A 16,754-nucleotide genomic window follows, 5' to 3' on the forward strand; every position below is an offset into this window, starting at 1 on the left:
TCACAGCAGCGCGACACGCTGCCGTACATTTCGCACGATGATGTGCGCCCATGTTACTTCGCAAAGGTCAGCTTGCCCAGCATCCGGTTCAGCACCGCGGCGCTCTCGCCTCGCGTTGCATGGGACTTCGGCGCAAACCGCTGTCGGTTATCGCCGTTCAGAATATCAAGCTCGCCTAAAACTTGCACCGCTTCCTCGGCCCAAGCACCGATATGAGCCTCATCAGCGAAGCGGATTGGCACATCGCCGCCTTGCTCGTACCCGGCGTATTCCAGCGCCTTATGCGCCATAGCCGCCATCTCTTCGCGCGTAATCGTCCGGTCCGGCCGGAATGTGCCGTCCGAATAACCATTGACGATGCCCGCTCCCACAGCCGCCCGGATCGAACCGGCATGCCAATCGTATACCGATATATCCTCGAAGGAATCCGGTCCCGCAGCAGCACTCAGACCGAGCGCCCTTACAATCAGCGCTGCAAACTCCGCCCGCGTGATCGGAGCATCCGGCACGAAGGCTTGCTCCGAACGTCCGGTTACAATCATCTTGGCAGCGAGTGATTCAACGTCCCCCTTCGACCAGTGGGAACCGATGTCTGGGAACGTGGCCGTATTCCGGAGAACCAGATAAGTTCCGCTCTCCCGGCTGTAGATATCGACCTGCTGCGCGTTCACTTTGAACGGCACCGGTGTGTAGCGTCCCTCGTTCAGACGCACCACCGCCAGCGAATTGGCCGGTCCGGTCTGATCCACCACGACCGAACGTTTCACGTAAGAGGCAAATTCATTCAACTGTGCGGTTTTGCCGCTGGAGGCATGCGCCTCTACAGCGTAGTTCACCGCTTGCAGCGGGCGATAGCCCTGGGCTGCAGCTGCCTTCAGCGCGTCGGTATCCTTGGCCACCCGGACAACCAGGCGAATCCCCGCGGTATCCGTCCCAATCTGCTTCGCCAAGCCTTGAAGGTCAATCTCCTTCTTCGGCAGATCCAAGCTTCCGAAAGGCGTTACGACGCTCAGCACCTGGACGCCTGCTTGGGCAAGCCAAGCTTGCAACGCTTCGTTATCCACCGTAATCGAGGCGGATTGGAAAGGCTGCGTGCTTACGGCCTCGACCGTTACTTTTCCGCCAGTCGGCTGCTTCAACGCATCCTTCAAGGCAGACCCGGTCACCGTGCCGGAAGCTTCTCCATCCTTCACTTGAGCCTGCACCTTGACTTTGCCCGGCTCTGCAGGCGATGGCGTGCCGGTACCCGGCGGGTTCACCGGAGGGGTTGCCGGTCCAGGGGAACCCGGTGTGCCTGGATTTCCCGGCTGGCCAGGCTGCCCTGGCTGTCCTGGCTGCCCTGGATCCGGTCCTCCAGGAAGCGGTGCTCCCTTCAAGTCAACGATCCGGCCTTCGACTGCCGAGGTTTTGTCCGTAATCGTGCCTACCTTTTTCACATAACCCGAGAAAACCTCATAGTCCGGAAGATAAAGCAGCTTTACGCGCCCTTCCTGATAGGCCTTCTCTAGCGATGCGTAGAAATCGCCGCCCTTGGCGGTAAACGCGTTCGTAGCAACCTCGTACGATTGCTTCGGATCGATCAGCTCATAGCCGTTCTTGCCCTTCACTTCCATGCGGAGCACACGCTCACCGGCCGGTTTCGTGGAATCATAGTAGAACCTCATGCCGGCAATATGCGGGAACCGTCCGTCCTGGGCAGGGATTTTGGACACTCCGTTTTCCAGCGCCTCTTTAATTTCCTGACCGGTCAGGGTGATGGTAACCAGATCGTTGTTGAACGGCAGGACCGTCATGATGTCGCCCATCGTAACCTTGCCGGCTTCGATCGACTCCCGGATGCCTCCGCCGTTCTGCAGCGCGATCACCGCATTCGTTCCCGCTGCCCGCGCCGCATCCAGCATGCCGTCGGCAATCAGGTTTCCAAGATTCGTCTCCTTCGTCCGCACATCGGCCCGGACACCGTTTAATTTAACCTCCGTATAGCCGACCTCCGTCTGCTTCAGTTCCTCTACGCCCGGCTTATATTTCGTATTCAGAAGGTTGAGCGCCTCGGCATCCGGCTGGATCACGTACTGGCCGCTGCTATCCTTTTCATCAACCGAGATCAAGCGGCTGTTCCAATCCTGCAGAGCACCCTCGTCGTCGAACACGACTTCCAGCCTGCCTAGGAATTGACCCTTCTCGCCGGTCTGTACGATCAGCTTTGGCTCGCTGTCCGTACGATCCACGACGGCTTGATCCAGCTTGGTGTGGCTGTGCCCGCCCACGATAATATCGATGCCTTCCACGGCCTTGGCCAGGTTTACGTCGACGTCGTAGCCCAAGTGCGACAGCACGACGATTTTGTTAATGCCTTCCTGCTGAAGCATCGCGACGGTATCCTTAGCCTTCTGTACGGCATCGTCAAACGTGACCGGCCCCGGAGAGGCAATGTTCGCCGTGTCTTCGGTGGTCAGGCCGATCAGGCCGACCTCCTGGCCGTCCACTTCCATGATGACCGCCGGATAAATGTTGGCGGCTTTGGCATCCCGCGTGACGCCATCGTTGAATTTCTCCCGAAGCACAGGATCTGCCGAGAAGTTCACATTCGAAGACACAAACGGGAATTTTGCGTTCTCGATGAATGCGTTCAACACCTCGGATCCTTTGTCGAATTCATGGTTTCCGAAGGTCATCGCATCGTATTGAACCAGATTCATGAACGCCAGATCGGCTTGTCCTTCATATTGATTAAAATAGAGCGTCCCGGAGAATACATCCCCCGCATCCACAAGCAGCGGATTCACCGCTGAAGCCTTCGCTTCTTTAATGGCCGTCACCCGGCGCGCGATGTTGTCGGGCGAGCTGACGGTATCCAGATTCGCGTGCGTATCGTTCGTATGCAGAATCGTCAGCGGGAAGCCCGAAGCGGCCTCGCCCGTCAGGTCCAGCTGCGCGACCACCGGATCATGGTCGGACACGCGGCCTTTGGAGGCCGGGAAATCGGCGTTAAGATGGACAACGTCAACCTCAGCCGACTTCGTCAGATTCTTGCTGACCAGAATATGGTCAAGCACCTGCGAGTTGCCATCGTACGTATACGTATACCGCTCTCCCGGCGGCAGAATGTCGATCAGATTGTCGAGCTCATTGCCTTTCAGAATCGTTCCGGTCTGCGTGAACTGGAAATCATTCAAATCGCCCAGAACGATGATATTCGCGTCAGGATTGCCCTGCAGCACATCTGTGACGAAGCCGTTCACGACAGCCGCAATCTGATGGCGCTGAGCCTCACTGGATAGCAGTGGCGGCTGCGTGCTGCCAAAAGGCCCTTGGTCTCCCGATTTCGAATTGAAGTGATTCGCTACGACGATCACTTTTTCGCCGCGGAATTCGAACTGGGCGGCCAGCGGCTTGCGGGATGCATGGAACGCGCTGTTCTCCGGTTCGATCCGGCCCGGATTGTAGGTAAGCTGATCCGTGGCCGCATCATAGGCAACCGCATCCGTCGAGGAGCCTTTCTTGCCGTTCACGCTCTCCGACAGCTTGACGCGGTCGGCGTTATAGAGGAAGCCAACCCGGATATTCGCACCCGGTGCACCGCCATCTTTGTTGTTGACCGGATCGATGTCCGTGAAGCTGTACTCCGGTCCGCCGGCCGCTTTGATCGCTTCGATCAGCGCCCGATAGCTTTGATCCGCCGCGGTCGTGCCGTCATTCTTCTCCCCGTTGTTGTCCTGAACTTCGACCAGTCCAATGATGTCCGGGGATTTCAAATGACTCACGATGGAATCCGCAAGCTTGTTGATCTTGGCGGAGCCCACGCCAGGGTAAAAGTTCTCGATATTATAGGTCGCCACGCGAAGCTGGTCATCCTTCACGTCGATCGTGGATACCTCTTGTTCAAAGGAACCGCCTTCGATCGCAGGCAGCCCGTCTTTTGGAGGAATGACCTTGAAATTGCCGCTGTTGTATCCGATCACGCCGATGACATCCTCGGCAAACGTATCGCCCGTGCTCACTTCCTGCCCCGGATTCCCGTAAGCGATGATCAGGCGCTGCGGGTTGAAGTTGCCTTGCTCCTTCAGCACCAGACCGCCTGCCGGCGTAATGACGTCCGGAACGTTATTTTCGACACGGGTCGGAATGTTGTAGGTGCCGCTGCTCGTCCAATACGGACTAATAATCGTCGGCTCCGGCAGTCTGACCCGCATCCCTTCAAGCGATTCGTAGAAATCGATAGCGTCTTCTTCCGGATCGAACACCTGGAATCCGTCATTATCGATGATCGATGCCGGGATCGGCCGCCCGCCCTTGCCCAGCGTAACCGGCTCCGGCAGCGGCTGATTTTCCGAGATTACGGTGAGCGATTGCAGCTCGATCTGGGTTGAGGTCAGATTGGACGAGCTTCCTTCGTTATATTCCGCCACTTTGCCGGTAACGGACACAAGGTCGCCTACATCCGGCAGGTTAGTACTGCCCGTCCCAAACACGAAAATCGCATCGGAGGTGTTCGGATTATTATCCGGCTCTGCATCCTGGATATAGAAGCCCTTGATGCTGCCATTGGAGAAGGTATAGCCGTATTGCGTAACGATACCCTCAATGCCCTTTACGGTTTGCCCATTATACGGCGAGGCGTGTCCTTCGCCTTGAATGTCCGCAATGCGCGGCTGCTGTGTCGCCTTGTAAGCAAACTCATACACTTTGCTCACATTCGTGCCAGAGACCACGATGGCCTTGATGGTCATGTCGCGGTCCACTTGAATCGGCTTGGTGTACAGCGTGCTTGCCGTCGTCGGAGTCGTTCCGTCCACCGTATAATAGATGCTGGCTCCAGTCGTCGGACTCGACAGCTCTACCGTGCTTCCGATCATGATCGGGCCTGGCCCCGGGCTTGCGATCACGGAGAACAAGTCTTCAATCAAGGCATCATTGCTTAGCGGGATCAGCTCGTAGATATTGTCGTACTGCTTCACCACGCCCGTTACCCGGCTGAAGGTTTTACCCGGAGCAAGCTTCGACAGACCGGAATAAATGATGAATTCGTGCCCGCCTTGCTCGGCCGTAAACTCGCCCGCCCGATTCTCGGACTTAATGGACACATCCTCCAAATAAACCAGCCTTGCCTCGTAAGCTTCCCCTTTGTCTGCAGCAAGATCCGCTCCGCTAATCCGTACCGCCTGCGGCGGTCCGACGTTGCTGTCCGTCACGTTATACGGCAGCAGCGCATGCGGCTTGATCTCTTGCAAATTGTTGTAGATTTCCATCACGCCGGCCACGCTGACCCGATCACCCACTCCTGCGCCAATCGGATAATCGTAGAGCACGATGCCGGCCGTATCGTCCTGGATATAAGTTTCTCTGCCTTCGATATGCGTGATGATGCCTTCCGTCCAGACGTGTTCGCCTTTAGACTTGGTTCTCGCTTCCGCAACCGATGTTTGCTTCAAAATATCATATTGGAACGACGTTACCGGCCCATCCGGAACGCCTTCCATAGCGGCAAACGCATCGATTCGGGTCGGCTCGTTGATGACGATCGGACCGTCTACGAGCTCAAACCCTCTGCCGGCGTTACCCGAAACGTACACATCCGCATAGACCGAGGCGCCTACCGTAGGCGGGGCCAGCTTAATCTCTGTCCCTGCCGGCCAGGCATTCGGTTCCGGGGAGGCCGTTACCCTGCCTAAGCCGCTGCCGGGATTTCCGGGCGTAGCCTGATATGATTTGTTTCGAGGGTCCGGTGAACCAACGTAGAAATCTTCTGCATTGTTGTCCGTATCCAAACCGCGATTCCCTGGCTGACCTGCGGTCAATTCTTTCCGAATCGCCGCCGTGCCGGCGGATAACGCAGCCGTCGGCTTGGTTTCCGAATCGCTTGCGGAGCCGTAGCCGATCAGATCGACGCGCTCCCCTGCTGCGTTCACCAGGTCTACCTTGCCGTTACTGGCGGCTAGGGCCAAGTTCCCTGTCAGATCGGGTGTTGGAAGAGGCAGACCTGTGTTGCCCCCGCTTTGCTGAATTAATAGATATTGGTAAGGCTCGATGCTACCTGTTAAAGAGGTTGTGTTATTAAAATCACCTGCTGCACTTGCATAACGTACCTTCCAGCCTGTAAGGTCCACGGCCTGTCCCGTAGGGTTGAACAACTCGATGAAATCGTTGGCATAGACCGCCCCGTTGCCCCCGCCGCCCCCATAAACCTGGCTGATGACCACTTGATCATTCCGAGGCGAAGCTTCCGCTACCTGCACGGATCCGAAAGGAACAAGAATACTTACCAGCATAGCAATAGCAAGAAGTACACTAAGTGGTTTTCGGCCCTTCTGGAATCGAATGCGCATTCAGGTATTCACTCCTCAACTCTATTAGATTTTCAGCCTTATTTACTATATATACCAGAATTGTTTTGGCCGATCTAATAGAAAGTGAATCCTATGTAAAAAAACCTCCGTTAGACCCAGCCTTCCAGGCGGAGGTCCTATCGGAGGTTTCTTTTTTCGTCAAAATCCTATCGCTTGCCTGAGTCGAACGGCTCCCCGACGGCCTTAGGCGCATTGGAGGACTTCGAGAAAATGACCAATGCGATCAAGGTGACCACGTAAGGGAAAATCTTCAGGATCACCGGCGGGATCACGGCCAGCTGCGGAATAACCTGCGAGACGTTCGCCACGGTGCTCGCAAATCCGAAGAAGAACGTTGCCGCCAGAATGCCGAACGGCTTCCATTGGCCGAAGATGAGCGAGGCCAGGGCGAGGAAGCCCAAACCTGCGACGTTGCCGGTAAATTCGCCGGAATAGGTCATCAGGATAACGGCACCGCCAAGCCCGGCGAAAGCGCCGGAAATCATGACGCCGACATACCGCATGGCGCGTACCCGAATTCCGGCAGCCTCCGCTGCGTGCGGATGCTCGCCGCAAGCTCTTAGGCGCAGACCGAACGGCGTCTTGTACAGGATAAACGCGCTCACCAATAGCAGGATCAGCACGAGCCACGTCGTAATGTAAGTGTTCGTAAAGAACAGATCTCCGATGATCGGAATATCCGACAAAATCGGAAAATCAAACGGTCTAAAGCCGCTCGTAATGCGGATGTTGCCGCTCCCCGTAATATTCCGGGCCAGGAAGATCGTCAGGGCGCCCGCAATCATATTGATTGCCGTACCGCTGATGATCTGGTTGGCGCTAAGATTAATGCTCGCAAAGGCGTGAAGGAGCGAGAACAGGGCGCTTGCCGCCGCTGCGGCCAGAAGTCCGACCCACAGCACCCACCAGCTTCCCCCGAACTGCGCCTGCATTTTGGATACGACAAAGGCTCCAATAAAGGAACCGACGATCATCAGTCCATCGAGGCCGATATTCACGACCCCGCTTCGTTCACTGAACAGCGCGCCCAAGGCGGTTATCAACAGCGGGATGGTGAAGACGATGGCATACGGAAAAATCTGTTCAAGCGTTGTCCACATGTTCTCGTTCCCCCTGCTTTTTATTTGCCGCGCTGTGCGGTGCTCGTGACTTGCGCACTTTCCACTTGCGGAACAGGCGCTCGATCAGAATGCTTGTCGCCGCAAAGTAGATGATGATGGCAATAATCGAATCGGCGATCTCCGGCGGAATTTCCGTCATCGCATTCATGAATCCCCGGCCCGAGTACAGCACGCCGAAGAAGAGCGCGGAGACCATCACGCCAAGCGGCGCGTTCGCCCCGAGCAGCGCAACGGCAATGCCGTCAAAGCCCTGGCTCGGCAAGACGCCGATCTGAAGGCTCGACGCATTCCCGGCGTACTGCGCCACGCCCGCAAGGCCGGCAATGCCGCCGGCGATGAACATCGACAGCACGATGCTGCGCTTCACCGCAATCCCTGCGTATTCGGCCGAGTGGCGGTTGAATCCGACCGCCTTCAGCTCATAGCCGAGCGTCGTTTTATTGATCAGGAAGGCGACGACCAGAACGGCCACCACCCCGATAAAAAAGCCGAGATTGATGTACGAGCCCTGGAACATATCGCTCAGCCAGGACGCGTGAAGCATCGCCTCCGGCGGGAGCTGACGGGATTCCGTCTCCAGGCTTTCCCCTTTAAAATATCCCGGAATGACGTAATACACGGTCCAATACGCCGTCCAGTTCATCATGATGGTCGATACGACCTCATGCACGTTGTAACGGGCCTTCAAAATGCCGGGGATCAGCGCCCACAAAGCGCCGCCGATGAATCCGGCCAGCACCATCAGCGTCAGCAGCAAGGCCCGCGGCAGATCCACCGACAGGCCGACTGCCGTCGCGCAGAAGCCGCCGAACAGCATCTGGCCTGCGGCCCCGATGTTGAACAGCCCCGTCCGGAAGGCAAAAGCAACCGACAAGCCCGTCAAGATAAGCGGGGTTGCCGTCGCCAGCGTGTTGCCGATCCTCTCTGGGCTCTTCAGCCCGCCCTGGATCAGGAATTTGTAGCCTTCCACCGGATTGTGGCCGGTCACCGCCATCAGCAGCGCCCCAGCCAGGAGGCCGAAGAGGACGGCCAGCAGTGATTTTATGCTGTTATTCATGCGCTGCCCTCCTCTTTATGATACCCGGCCATCATGAGGCCCAGCTCTTGTTCGTTCGTTTCGGAAGCGTTGACCACGCCGACCAGCTCGCCGTTGTTGATGACTGCGATGCGGTCGGACAGGTTCAGCACCTCATCGAGCTCCAAGGATACGAGCAGCACCGCTTTTCCTTTGTCCCGCTGCTCCACAAGACGTCTGTGAATATATTCGATCGAGCCGACATCCAAACCGCGCGTCGGCTGAACCGCGATCAGCAGATCCGGATCCCGCTCGACCTCGCGGCCGATGATCGCCTTCTGCTGGTTCCCCCCGGACATGGAGCGAACGATGGAGCGGCCGGCCTCCCCGGAACGGACATCGAAGCTCTGAATGATATGCTCCGCATGCTTGCGGATGGCCGCTCGCTGCAATAGCCCGTTCTTGGAGTACGGGGGCCGCTTGTAGATTTCCAGAATCAAATTCTCTTCCAGCGTATAGTCCAGTACAAGCCCGCGCTTCTGACGGTCCTCGGGGATATGCCCGATGCCGCTCTCATTGCGCTGACGCACGGACAGCCCGGTAATATCCTTTCCATTCAGGATCACGCTGCCGCTCTCTGCCTGCCGCAGACCCGTGATAGCCTCTATCAGCTCGGTTTGCCCGTTACCGTCCACCCCGGCAATGCCGACGATCTCGCCGGCACGCAGCTCAAGCGAGAAGGCTTTAAGCGCATCGACCTTCTTGCTGTTCTTCACGGTCAGCGAGCGAATTTCGAGCACCGTCTCTCCAGGTCGACTCTCCTGCTTGTCGACCTTAAAGGAAACGCTGCGGCCGACCATCATCTCGGCCATCGTCTCCCGGCTCGTATCAGCCACGTCGACGGTGCCGATCGTCCGGCCACGCCGGATGACGGTGCAGCGGTCAGCCACCGCCTTGATCTCCTTCAGCTTATGGGTGATCAGGATGATCGATTTGCCCTCTTGAACCAAATTTTTCATAATGCCCTGCAAATCCTCGATTTCCTGCGGCGTCAGCACCGCGGTCGGTTCGTCGAAGATCAGCACCTCCGCATCGCGGTACAGCATTTTGAGAATTTCCACGCGCTGCTGCATGCCAACCGAGATGTCCTCGATTTTGGCGTGCGGGTCCACGTTCAGACCGTACTGCTTGGACAACGCCTCCACTCGGTTGGCAGCGGTCCTGATATCTAGCATCCCCACTCGACGCGTCTCGCTGCCCAGTATAATGTTCTCCGTCACGGTGAACGCCTCAACAAGCTTAAAGTGCTGGTGCACCATCCCGATGCCGAGCCTGTTCGCCACGTTCGGATTCGAAATCCGCACTTCCCGGCCGTTGACCTTAATGACTCCGCGGTCGGGCTGGTACATGCCGAACAGAATGCTCATCAGGGTTGATTTCCCCGCGCCGTTCTCGCCGAGCAGCGCATGGATCTCCCCTCTCTTCAACTGAAGCGTGATGTCGTCATTGGCCACGATGCCCGGAAATTCCTTGCGGATGCCCACCATCTCGACAACATAGTCCATGGTTTAGCGTCCTCTCCTTCATATTTGGTAGATGCCGTCTGTTGTTCCAATCCTATTCCCACTTACCTTAAAAAAAGACGGAGGGAAGTCCGTCTTTTTTTTAACGCATTGCGGTTATCCATTCAAATGTGCCCGGCAACCCCGAGCAGGGCGCTCCCTTGACTATTCGATCAGGTCGCCTTGCTCTGCCGCCACCGTAATTTCGCCGGCTTTGATCTTATTGAACACTTCATCCACTTGCTTGAGAATGTCCTCGCTCAAGTTTGGATTTTCAGCCGGAAGGCCGACGCCGTCATTCTTCGCATCCAGCGTGATCGTCTGTCCGCCAGGGAACTTGCCTTCGGTTTCGGCTTTGATCATGTCATAAGCCGCTTGGTCGATCTTCTTCACTGCGGAAGTCAGGATCACGGATTTGTCGCCTTCATACACGCCGTCTTGATACTGGTCGACGTCTACGCCGACAACCCATACGTCATTGCCGTTCTGCACACGCGTCTTGGCTTCGTTGATCGCCCCAACGCCAACGCCGCCTGCGGCAGCGAAGATGACATTCACGCCGCGGTCGTACATTTGGGCGGCCAGCTGGCTGCCTGCGGCAACATCATCAAAGGTACCCTGATACACGACATTTTCCTTGTTGATCGTCACTTTCGTCCCCAGGCTCTCATTCGCGTATTTCACGCCCTGCTGGAAGCCCCAGTTGAACTTCTGCACCGGAGGAATTTTCATGCCGCCGATAAAGCCGGCCTGTCCGTCCTTCACGTGAAGGGCTGTCGCAACGCCCGCCAGGAAGCCGGACTCCTGCTCGGCGAAGTAGATGGCTACGGTGTTCTCTTTAAGTTCTGGATCCGCATCCGGATTAGGACGAGGAGATCCGTCGATCAGGACGAATTTTGCGTCCTTATACTTCTCTTGTGCCTTATGCACAGCCGTCTCGAACTTGAAGCCAGGCGTTACGATGAATTTGAATCCGGCATCGTACAGGTTGCCGATCTCCTTGGAATAGTCAGCTTCCGTTGTTCCAGCCGGCTTCAGGTATTTATACTCCATATTAAAATCCTTGTTCGCCTTGACAATACCTTCATACGTCCCTTGGTTGAACGACTTGTCGTCAATGGTGCCTGCGTCGGTAACCATTCCGACCTTGAAGTTTGCCTTCGGTGCGTCCGAGCCTGCACCCCCGGTTGGCTCAGATGCTGGCTTGCCGCCGCAGCCCGCGAGCATGGTGACCGATAACGCCAAACTGATTAATGATAAGACCCCTTTTTTCATTAAGGTTGACCCTCCTAGGTTTATATGCCCGAATGGTAGATTCGCGCTATTTACAATATATTAATAATATAGACCGTTTTCAACAAAAATTTGGGTGTTTTTGCCAAAGTACATCTGTAAAGCGGTGAATGGCTTAAGCCTTGGTATATAGCCATTTCATGCGCATTTTAGAGCTCCTAAACAGAAAGAAGGCAATAGATCCGCATTTATAGATAACATAGGGATTACAGGAGGTGTGATGCAGTGGTTGAAGCAACGAATTTTATAGAGAAAGAAAAAAATAGAGTTGATCCTCTCATTCCAGTAGCATGCGCCTATTCCGTTCATTTGAAAGCATAAAAGAGCACCCCCCGAGGTGCTCATTCAGTATATATAATGATGCATTCTGTATATGTACGTTTACGGCTCACAGCTGAACCTTCTTACTTCCTACGCTGATGCTTCGTCATTCGGCTGTACGTGATGAACGCAGCAGCAATCATCGCGATGAACCCCAAATTACTCGCCGACTCCGGCGTCATGCCAAACAAAACGCATAAATTGGTTACCAAGCTTCTAGTCAGCAGCGCCGCCGCAATCAAGATCAACGGCCGCCACACATTATATCCTCTCATCCCCGCAACACTCCTGCTCCCAAGGTCTATTGACGCATCCTGCTCCCAGCATTATCATCTTTCATAAAAACATTATACCATGAATAAGTATGCGCATACATTTTATAAAATGGTTAGAAAGCAGCTCCAATGTAGAATCTACAATGAGATTCAAGCAACTATATTAGATAGCGGTATCCTGATAAAAACAGCCATAAGTTGGCCGCTTATCAAAAGCCCCCAGCTTATGGCTGTACTTTACGCCAGGCTCTGCCTGAATCTATCCCAGCTTATGTCCGCAGTTCGGACAAAAGTTCGAGCCCTCGTTCTTCGCTCCGCAGTTGGGACAGAAGTTCGGTTTGCTCTTGCCCTCGGAGGGTGAGGACGCCGGCGGCGATTGGGATTCTCCTCCTGCATGCTGCTTGTCGTTCCGGGCTTGGTCTTGCCCCTCCGCCCTCTCGGGGTCACGTTGGTCCCGAGTTGGACTGGCATTCATGTTTCGCATCATCTCATTGACCATATTCATCCCCATCATCATGCCGGCCATATCCGAAGCAGCGCCTCCGCCCTTTATTTTACCTGAAGCGATGCCGTCCGTTATGCTGACCTGCTGGTATTTCTGCAGGTTGCCGATCATTTCATGGGATGCCGTCTTCGTGATCATCTCTTGGATTTCCGCCGGATAATTGAAGCTCATGACCTGGAAGCCGGTGATAGAGATTCCATTGTCCATCACTTCCATATCCAGGTCCTCCCGGATGCCTTTGGCGATCTCGGAGGCATTCGCCTGTAGATTGAACATGTTCTTGCCTTCACGGCTGATCCATTTCATCAGGAGCTGATCCAAAACGGACGTAATGCGGATTTTGACATCCTCCACCAGATAGCTCTCCCGCATGCCCGCAATCTTGTCGATCAACGTCACATAATCGGTGACTTTGAAATTGAAGGTGCCGTTAGCCCGGATCGGCATGCCGCCCGGAAGCTGGGGCGTCGGAATCAGAATCGGATTTTGCGTTCCCCACCGGACGGTAAACTCCTTCGTGTTGACGAACAGAACCTCTACCCGCATACCGCTGTTGAACCCGAACCGAAAGCCCTTCAGCGTGGACAGAAACGGAATGATGTCCGAATCGATACTGTACTCGCCCTCATCTTCAAAGATCCCTTCAATCTTGCCGTTGTTCACAAAGATGGCGTCTTGGCCGGCGCGAATGATCAGCCTGCTGCCTTTCTTGATCTCCCGGTTGCTCCACTTCCAAAAAATCATATCGTCTCTAAACTCTTCCCATTCCACCACGTTGGAGAATTGATTTCTGAAAAATCCCATGCTACGATTCCATCCCTTCCTTTAGAATTTCCCACGGCTGCTGCTATGCGAATGGCCACCGCTCGTTACGCCTCCGCCGGAGCTGCCTCCATCATTTTTGGGTATCTCCCGTCTTGTTGTCGTCGTTCGAATGTACCGATCTTCCTGATCAATAATGCCCGAGGTGCTCGCATCCTCATAAGTCCGGCGATTGACCGTCACCCGGCCGCCGGCGCGGTACGTCATCAGGCCGACGGCCAATCCGCCGATCAGGACAGCACCGCCGAGCTGAACCCATATATTGAACAGCGGATTATCGGGATTGAATCCCGGCTCATAGCCCATATATTCATGCGCGGATATAATGTAGGCTTCGAATGCCTTCTTATACTCCCCATCCGATAAGTCGCCCGTGATCTTGCGGCGGATTTTATCCAGCCGGTTACGGTCGAGGTATTCCTCGGCTTTGTAATATCCTTGCAATTCCACATCGCGGTTGCGCATATCCAGCCCCAAAATGACGGCGTTGCCGTGTGGCCTGTCATACCCGGGCGCATACGCATCATAAAAATCCTCAATCAATATCTCGATATCCACATTGTCCGGATTGTCCGTAGTAATTATGATAAAGTCCGTCTCCCGTTCGGCTCCGTACTCGCGGGCCAAGGCGCTTAGCTCCTCATACTCCTGCGCACTCAAAAGCCCGGCGTCATCAAAGATGAGCGGCTTGGCCTCGGCAGCAGCGGCTGTGGTTCGAAGCGGCATCATAAGGAATACCGCCAGCATCATAATCCATCCTAACCTTAGCAACGACCGTCGTCTTCTCACCAGAACCCACCTCCCATCATCCAGGCGATCAGCTTCAAGGACAAGAAGGACACGCCGGATATCCCGGCGAACCACGCGGCGATCTTCGCCTTGCTGAGCGGCGGCCTGCCCACCACCTTGCCCGTTTGACCGTTCATGGCGAACGTGTATACGGTTTTGTTGTAGTCGTAATGCACCATCCATACCGGAAGAAGGACGTAATCCGCTTTTTTCATCGTTGTATCAATCTGCTTATTAGTGTAATTAACCGTTGTATACCCGGCGACTGCAGACGAAATAGCCGCATCGATGTAGCTGCGAACCTTCTCTTTCGCCCGAGGGAGAAGCTCCTGGTCGTTGTAGCTGTATTTTTCCGCCAAATATCCGGCAAGATACGGGGTTTTGAATTCCTTCAGCTGCTCGTAAGGAAAAGGCTCCAGCTTATCCATCAGCTCATCGTCCATTTTCGCCGATGCATCAAGCGGAAGCTTCGTGTAATTCAAGCGCATCTTACGGTAGATCTCGTAGTGCTGCGTTTCGGTATATTCGTAGTCACCTTGCGTGTATGTTCTTACCTTCGTTGCGTGACCGTGTACCTCCACCCGGTTATGCAGCTCATATAACCAGAACGGCACATACATGCCGGTTAAGCTCTTGATCCGGTTGGCGTTCATGAACCCCCGCGGCGTGAGAAGGCCGTTTCTGCACCATTTTCGAAAAGCCTTAATCGCTTCCTCCTTGCTAATGGAAAAAGGAATGACCATCGCCGGAGCAAGCTCTCCGGTCAGCCGATCAGCGAGCACTACCGCGGAACCGCAATAACTGCAGCTCGTTGCGCTGGTCTCCGCATCCGTCATGATCACGGCCCCGCAGCTGCCGCAGTGGTATTCCTTGACTTCACCCTCCGTAAACACCTGCTGCTTCATCGGATCGGGGAGCTGATCAATATGTTCTTGGTTTCCGCAGCCCGGGCAAGACAGCGTTCCCGTCGCCGCATCAAAGCTCATCCCGCTGCCGCAGTACGGACATTTGTATTCAATTACCGGCATCGGATCACCTCAATTCCCATCAGACCATTACTCCTTCTGTTTCGATTCGCCGCTGCGATCATCCGGGGCTGCTTCCGGACTCGCTGCCGTATGGCTATCATCGCTGCGTCGCTTCATCTGTTCCTCAAGCTCCGCCATCAGCACGTCCAAATCGTCTTCCTTCGATCCGGCCCGTAGCTCCGCGAGCGCCAGCGCTTCGTCCAGGGTCCGGTTCGCCTTCTCCTCCATCGATTGGAACGCCCCAGCAACGTCGCCACGGGAGGAGCCGCTCTCGTTTAAGCGCTGCTGATGCCTCGCCTCGGCCATTTTCCCTTTGAGCTCCAACCGTCTTGCTTCGAGCCGCTCCATATCCGCGACTAGCTTATCCTGCATCTGCTTCATGCTCACCGCATCGGAAGCGGCCTGCTCATATGCCTGCTGCAAGTCATCGAGCTTCACGGCCGTCTCCGCCTTACGCTCCAGGAATTTGCGGGCATCGACTTCATTTCCTGCTTCCGCCGCCTTCTCGGCATACCGCTGCAGCTTGGCGACCTCCGTAATGCACTCATCCAGCGTCCGTTTGGCCCGCCGCTCCTCCGCAAGCAGTGAGGCCGTCTCCGCCTTCACCTGGCCCAAGTCGCTGTGCAGGCTGCGCATATATTCATCAATCGTCTTCTCCGGATCATCCGACCGATCCAGCAAAGCGTTCACATTCGCTCGCATAATATCGGTAAATCTCGACAGCATTCCCATGGACATGTTCCTCCTTGGCAACTTTGTTTATCTAATAATACCGGAATTCATCCGGAGAGGTTTCATTTCTCGATATTTCATGGCATGTTTTCCGAAAATTTACATTAGGTAGCGAGAGGTAGTTAGGCGGGGCTTCATTAGTGGTTGATCGTAACGGGGAAACCATTGTCTATCCTGGTCGAATGTTGAGTATTTCTGGGAAATATGACGAGGAATTGTTGTTAAGGCAAATTGGACAAAAGGTTATCAAAGCGTCTAGCTTTAAGGATTTTTACTGGTTGAAGGAGGAGTTTTAGGCCTTGTGCGTAGATTCTTCATTCAGGCTTCCCCATTAAAAATAAGTCTATATTGAATTCGTTCGCTCCTCATCCCTTGATATTCTTCACTGCCTATTCGACTTATTTCTTTGAACCCTAAGTTCTCAAGCATTTTTCTTGAACGAGCGTTGGCCTCGTGAGTTTCAGCGTTAAAAAATGAAATTCCTAACTTCTTCGATGCATATTCCATCATACACTTTGCCGAAGCAGATCCGATCCCCTGCCCCCACAGCCTGCTCTCACCAATTGCAATGCCCAGTTCAGCCGTATTACCTTTCATGCAGGCCATATCTGCATATCCAATTAATTTCCCGTTCAACGTAATTCCCATTCGAATAAAATCTTCGGCAGGATGATTTACGCAATTGCGCCACCATTTATATAATTCTTCAGAGCTTCTGTTGATTTCCCATCCATTCGCTTCACAGAAGGAGTCATCCTTGCTCCATGCCAAGACATTTTCAAAATCATCCAGGGTAATCGGCCGTATGTGAATCCACTGTGAAAGGTTGCTTTGGCCATCCATTCACTTTCCCCCTCTACATATAAAGATTGAACATTGGCCGATAAACACCGGCCATCGTTAGTACAAATGATAATAGGAATTCGGGTGAGTGCCAACACCGC

The 16,754-nt window shown here is 54.7% G+C and carries 11 protein-coding genes; all 11 read right to left on the reverse strand.

The features are described 5' to 3' along the window. Positions 1-53 precede the first annotated feature (53 nt). Positions 54-6,326: a 5'-nucleotidase C-terminal domain-containing protein gene (locus J2Z18_RS05005; protein WP_210094272.1), complete on the reverse strand. Its 6,273-nt coding sequence runs from the start codon at positions 6,324-6,326 to the stop codon at positions 54-56. A gap of 167 nt (positions 6,327-6,493) precedes the next feature. Then, positions 6,494-7,447, reverse strand: coding sequence for an ABC transporter permease (locus J2Z18_RS05010; RefSeq protein ID WP_007132638.1), 954 nt, complete (start codon positions 7,445-7,447; stop codon positions 6,494-6,496). Further along, entirely contained in the window at positions 7,431-8,525 is a 1,095-nt protein-coding gene (locus J2Z18_RS05015) for an ABC transporter permease (RefSeq protein WP_007132639.1), read from the reverse strand. The genes J2Z18_RS05010 and J2Z18_RS05015 overlap by 17 nt, the downstream gene beginning before the upstream one ends. Then, entirely contained in the window at positions 8,522-10,048 is a 1,527-nt protein-coding gene (locus tag J2Z18_RS05020) for an ABC transporter ATP-binding protein (RefSeq protein ID WP_210094273.1), read from the reverse strand. The genes J2Z18_RS05015 and J2Z18_RS05020 overlap by 4 nt, the downstream gene beginning before the upstream one ends. Positions 10,049-10,210: 162 nt before the next feature. Continuing rightward, on the reverse strand, positions 10,211-11,320 hold the full coding sequence (locus J2Z18_RS05025; protein ID WP_210094274.1) for a BMP family lipoprotein: 1,110 nt from the start codon (positions 11,318-11,320) through the stop codon (positions 10,211-10,213). 422 nt (positions 11,321-11,742) lie between these two features. Further along, entirely contained in the window at positions 11,743-11,934 is a 192-nt protein-coding gene (locus tag J2Z18_RS05030; RefSeq protein WP_210094275.1) for a hypothetical protein, read from the reverse strand. A gap of 259 nt (positions 11,935-12,193) precedes the next feature. Next, positions 12,194-13,243: an SPFH domain-containing protein gene (locus tag J2Z18_RS05035; protein ID WP_210094276.1), complete on the reverse strand. Its 1,050-nt coding sequence runs from the start codon at positions 13,241-13,243 to the stop codon at positions 12,194-12,196. A gap of 21 nt (positions 13,244-13,264) precedes the next feature. Further along, positions 13,265-14,050: a TPM domain-containing protein gene (locus J2Z18_RS05040; RefSeq protein ID WP_210094277.1), complete on the reverse strand. Its 786-nt coding sequence runs from the start codon at positions 14,048-14,050 to the stop codon at positions 13,265-13,267. Then, entirely contained in the window at positions 14,047-15,078 is a 1,032-nt protein-coding gene (locus J2Z18_RS05045; protein WP_210094278.1) for a TFIIB-type zinc ribbon-containing protein, read from the reverse strand. The genes J2Z18_RS05040 and J2Z18_RS05045 overlap by 4 nt, the downstream gene beginning before the upstream one ends. Before the next feature lie 27 nt (positions 15,079-15,105). Continuing rightward, complete coding sequence (locus J2Z18_RS05050; protein ID WP_007132646.1) at positions 15,106-15,810, reverse strand: PspA/IM30 family protein; 705 nt, start codon at positions 15,808-15,810, stop codon at positions 15,106-15,108. Between the two features lie 318 nt (positions 15,811-16,128). Continuing rightward, positions 16,129-16,653 carry a GNAT family N-acetyltransferase gene (locus tag J2Z18_RS05055; RefSeq protein ID WP_210094279.1) on the reverse strand — a complete coding sequence of 175 codons (525 nt, stop codon included), beginning with the start codon at positions 16,651-16,653 and terminating at the stop codon, positions 16,129-16,131. Positions 16,654-16,754: the final 101 nt, after the last annotated feature.

The sequence above is a fragment of the Paenibacillus lactis genome (assembly GCF_017873605.1).
Taxonomy (GTDB): domain Bacteria; phylum Bacillota; class Bacilli; order Paenibacillales; family Paenibacillaceae; genus Paenibacillus_AQ; species Paenibacillus_AQ lactis.

Excerpts from the sequence above, each read along its gene's own strand:
- J2Z18_RS05005 (WP_210094272.1), bottom strand. The coding sequence starts at position 6,326 with ATGCGCATTCGATTCCAGAAGGGCCGAAAACCACTTAGTGTACTTCTT.
- J2Z18_RS05020 (WP_210094273.1), bottom strand. The coding sequence starts at position 10,048 with ATGGACTATGTTGTCGAGATGGTGGGCATCCGCAAGGAATTTCCGGGC.
- J2Z18_RS05035 (WP_210094276.1), bottom strand. The coding sequence starts at position 13,243 with ATGGGATTTTTCAGAAATCAATTCTCCAACGTGGTGGAATGGGAAGAG.
- J2Z18_RS05015 (WP_007132639.1), bottom strand. The coding sequence starts at position 8,525 with ATGAATAACAGCATAAAATCACTGCTGGCCGTCCTCTTCGGCCTCCTG.
- J2Z18_RS05050 (WP_007132646.1), bottom strand. The coding sequence starts at position 15,810 with ATGGGAATGCTGTCGAGATTTACCGATATTATGCGAGCGAATGTGAAC.
- J2Z18_RS05030 (WP_210094275.1), bottom strand. The coding sequence starts at position 11,934 with ATGAGAGGATATAATGTGTGGCGGCCGTTGATCTTGATTGCGGCGGCG.
- J2Z18_RS05045 (WP_210094278.1), bottom strand. The coding sequence starts at position 15,078 with ATGCCGGTAATTGAATACAAATGTCCGTACTGCGGCAGCGGGATGAGC.
- J2Z18_RS05055 (WP_210094279.1), bottom strand. The coding sequence starts at position 16,653 with ATGGATGGCCAAAGCAACCTTTCACAGTGGATTCACATACGGCCGATT.
- J2Z18_RS05025 (WP_210094274.1), bottom strand. The coding sequence starts at position 11,320 with ATGAAAAAAGGGGTCTTATCATTAATCAGTTTGGCGTTATCGGTCACC.
- J2Z18_RS05010 (WP_007132638.1), bottom strand. The coding sequence starts at position 7,447 with ATGTGGACAACGCTTGAACAGATTTTTCCGTATGCCATCGTCTTCACC.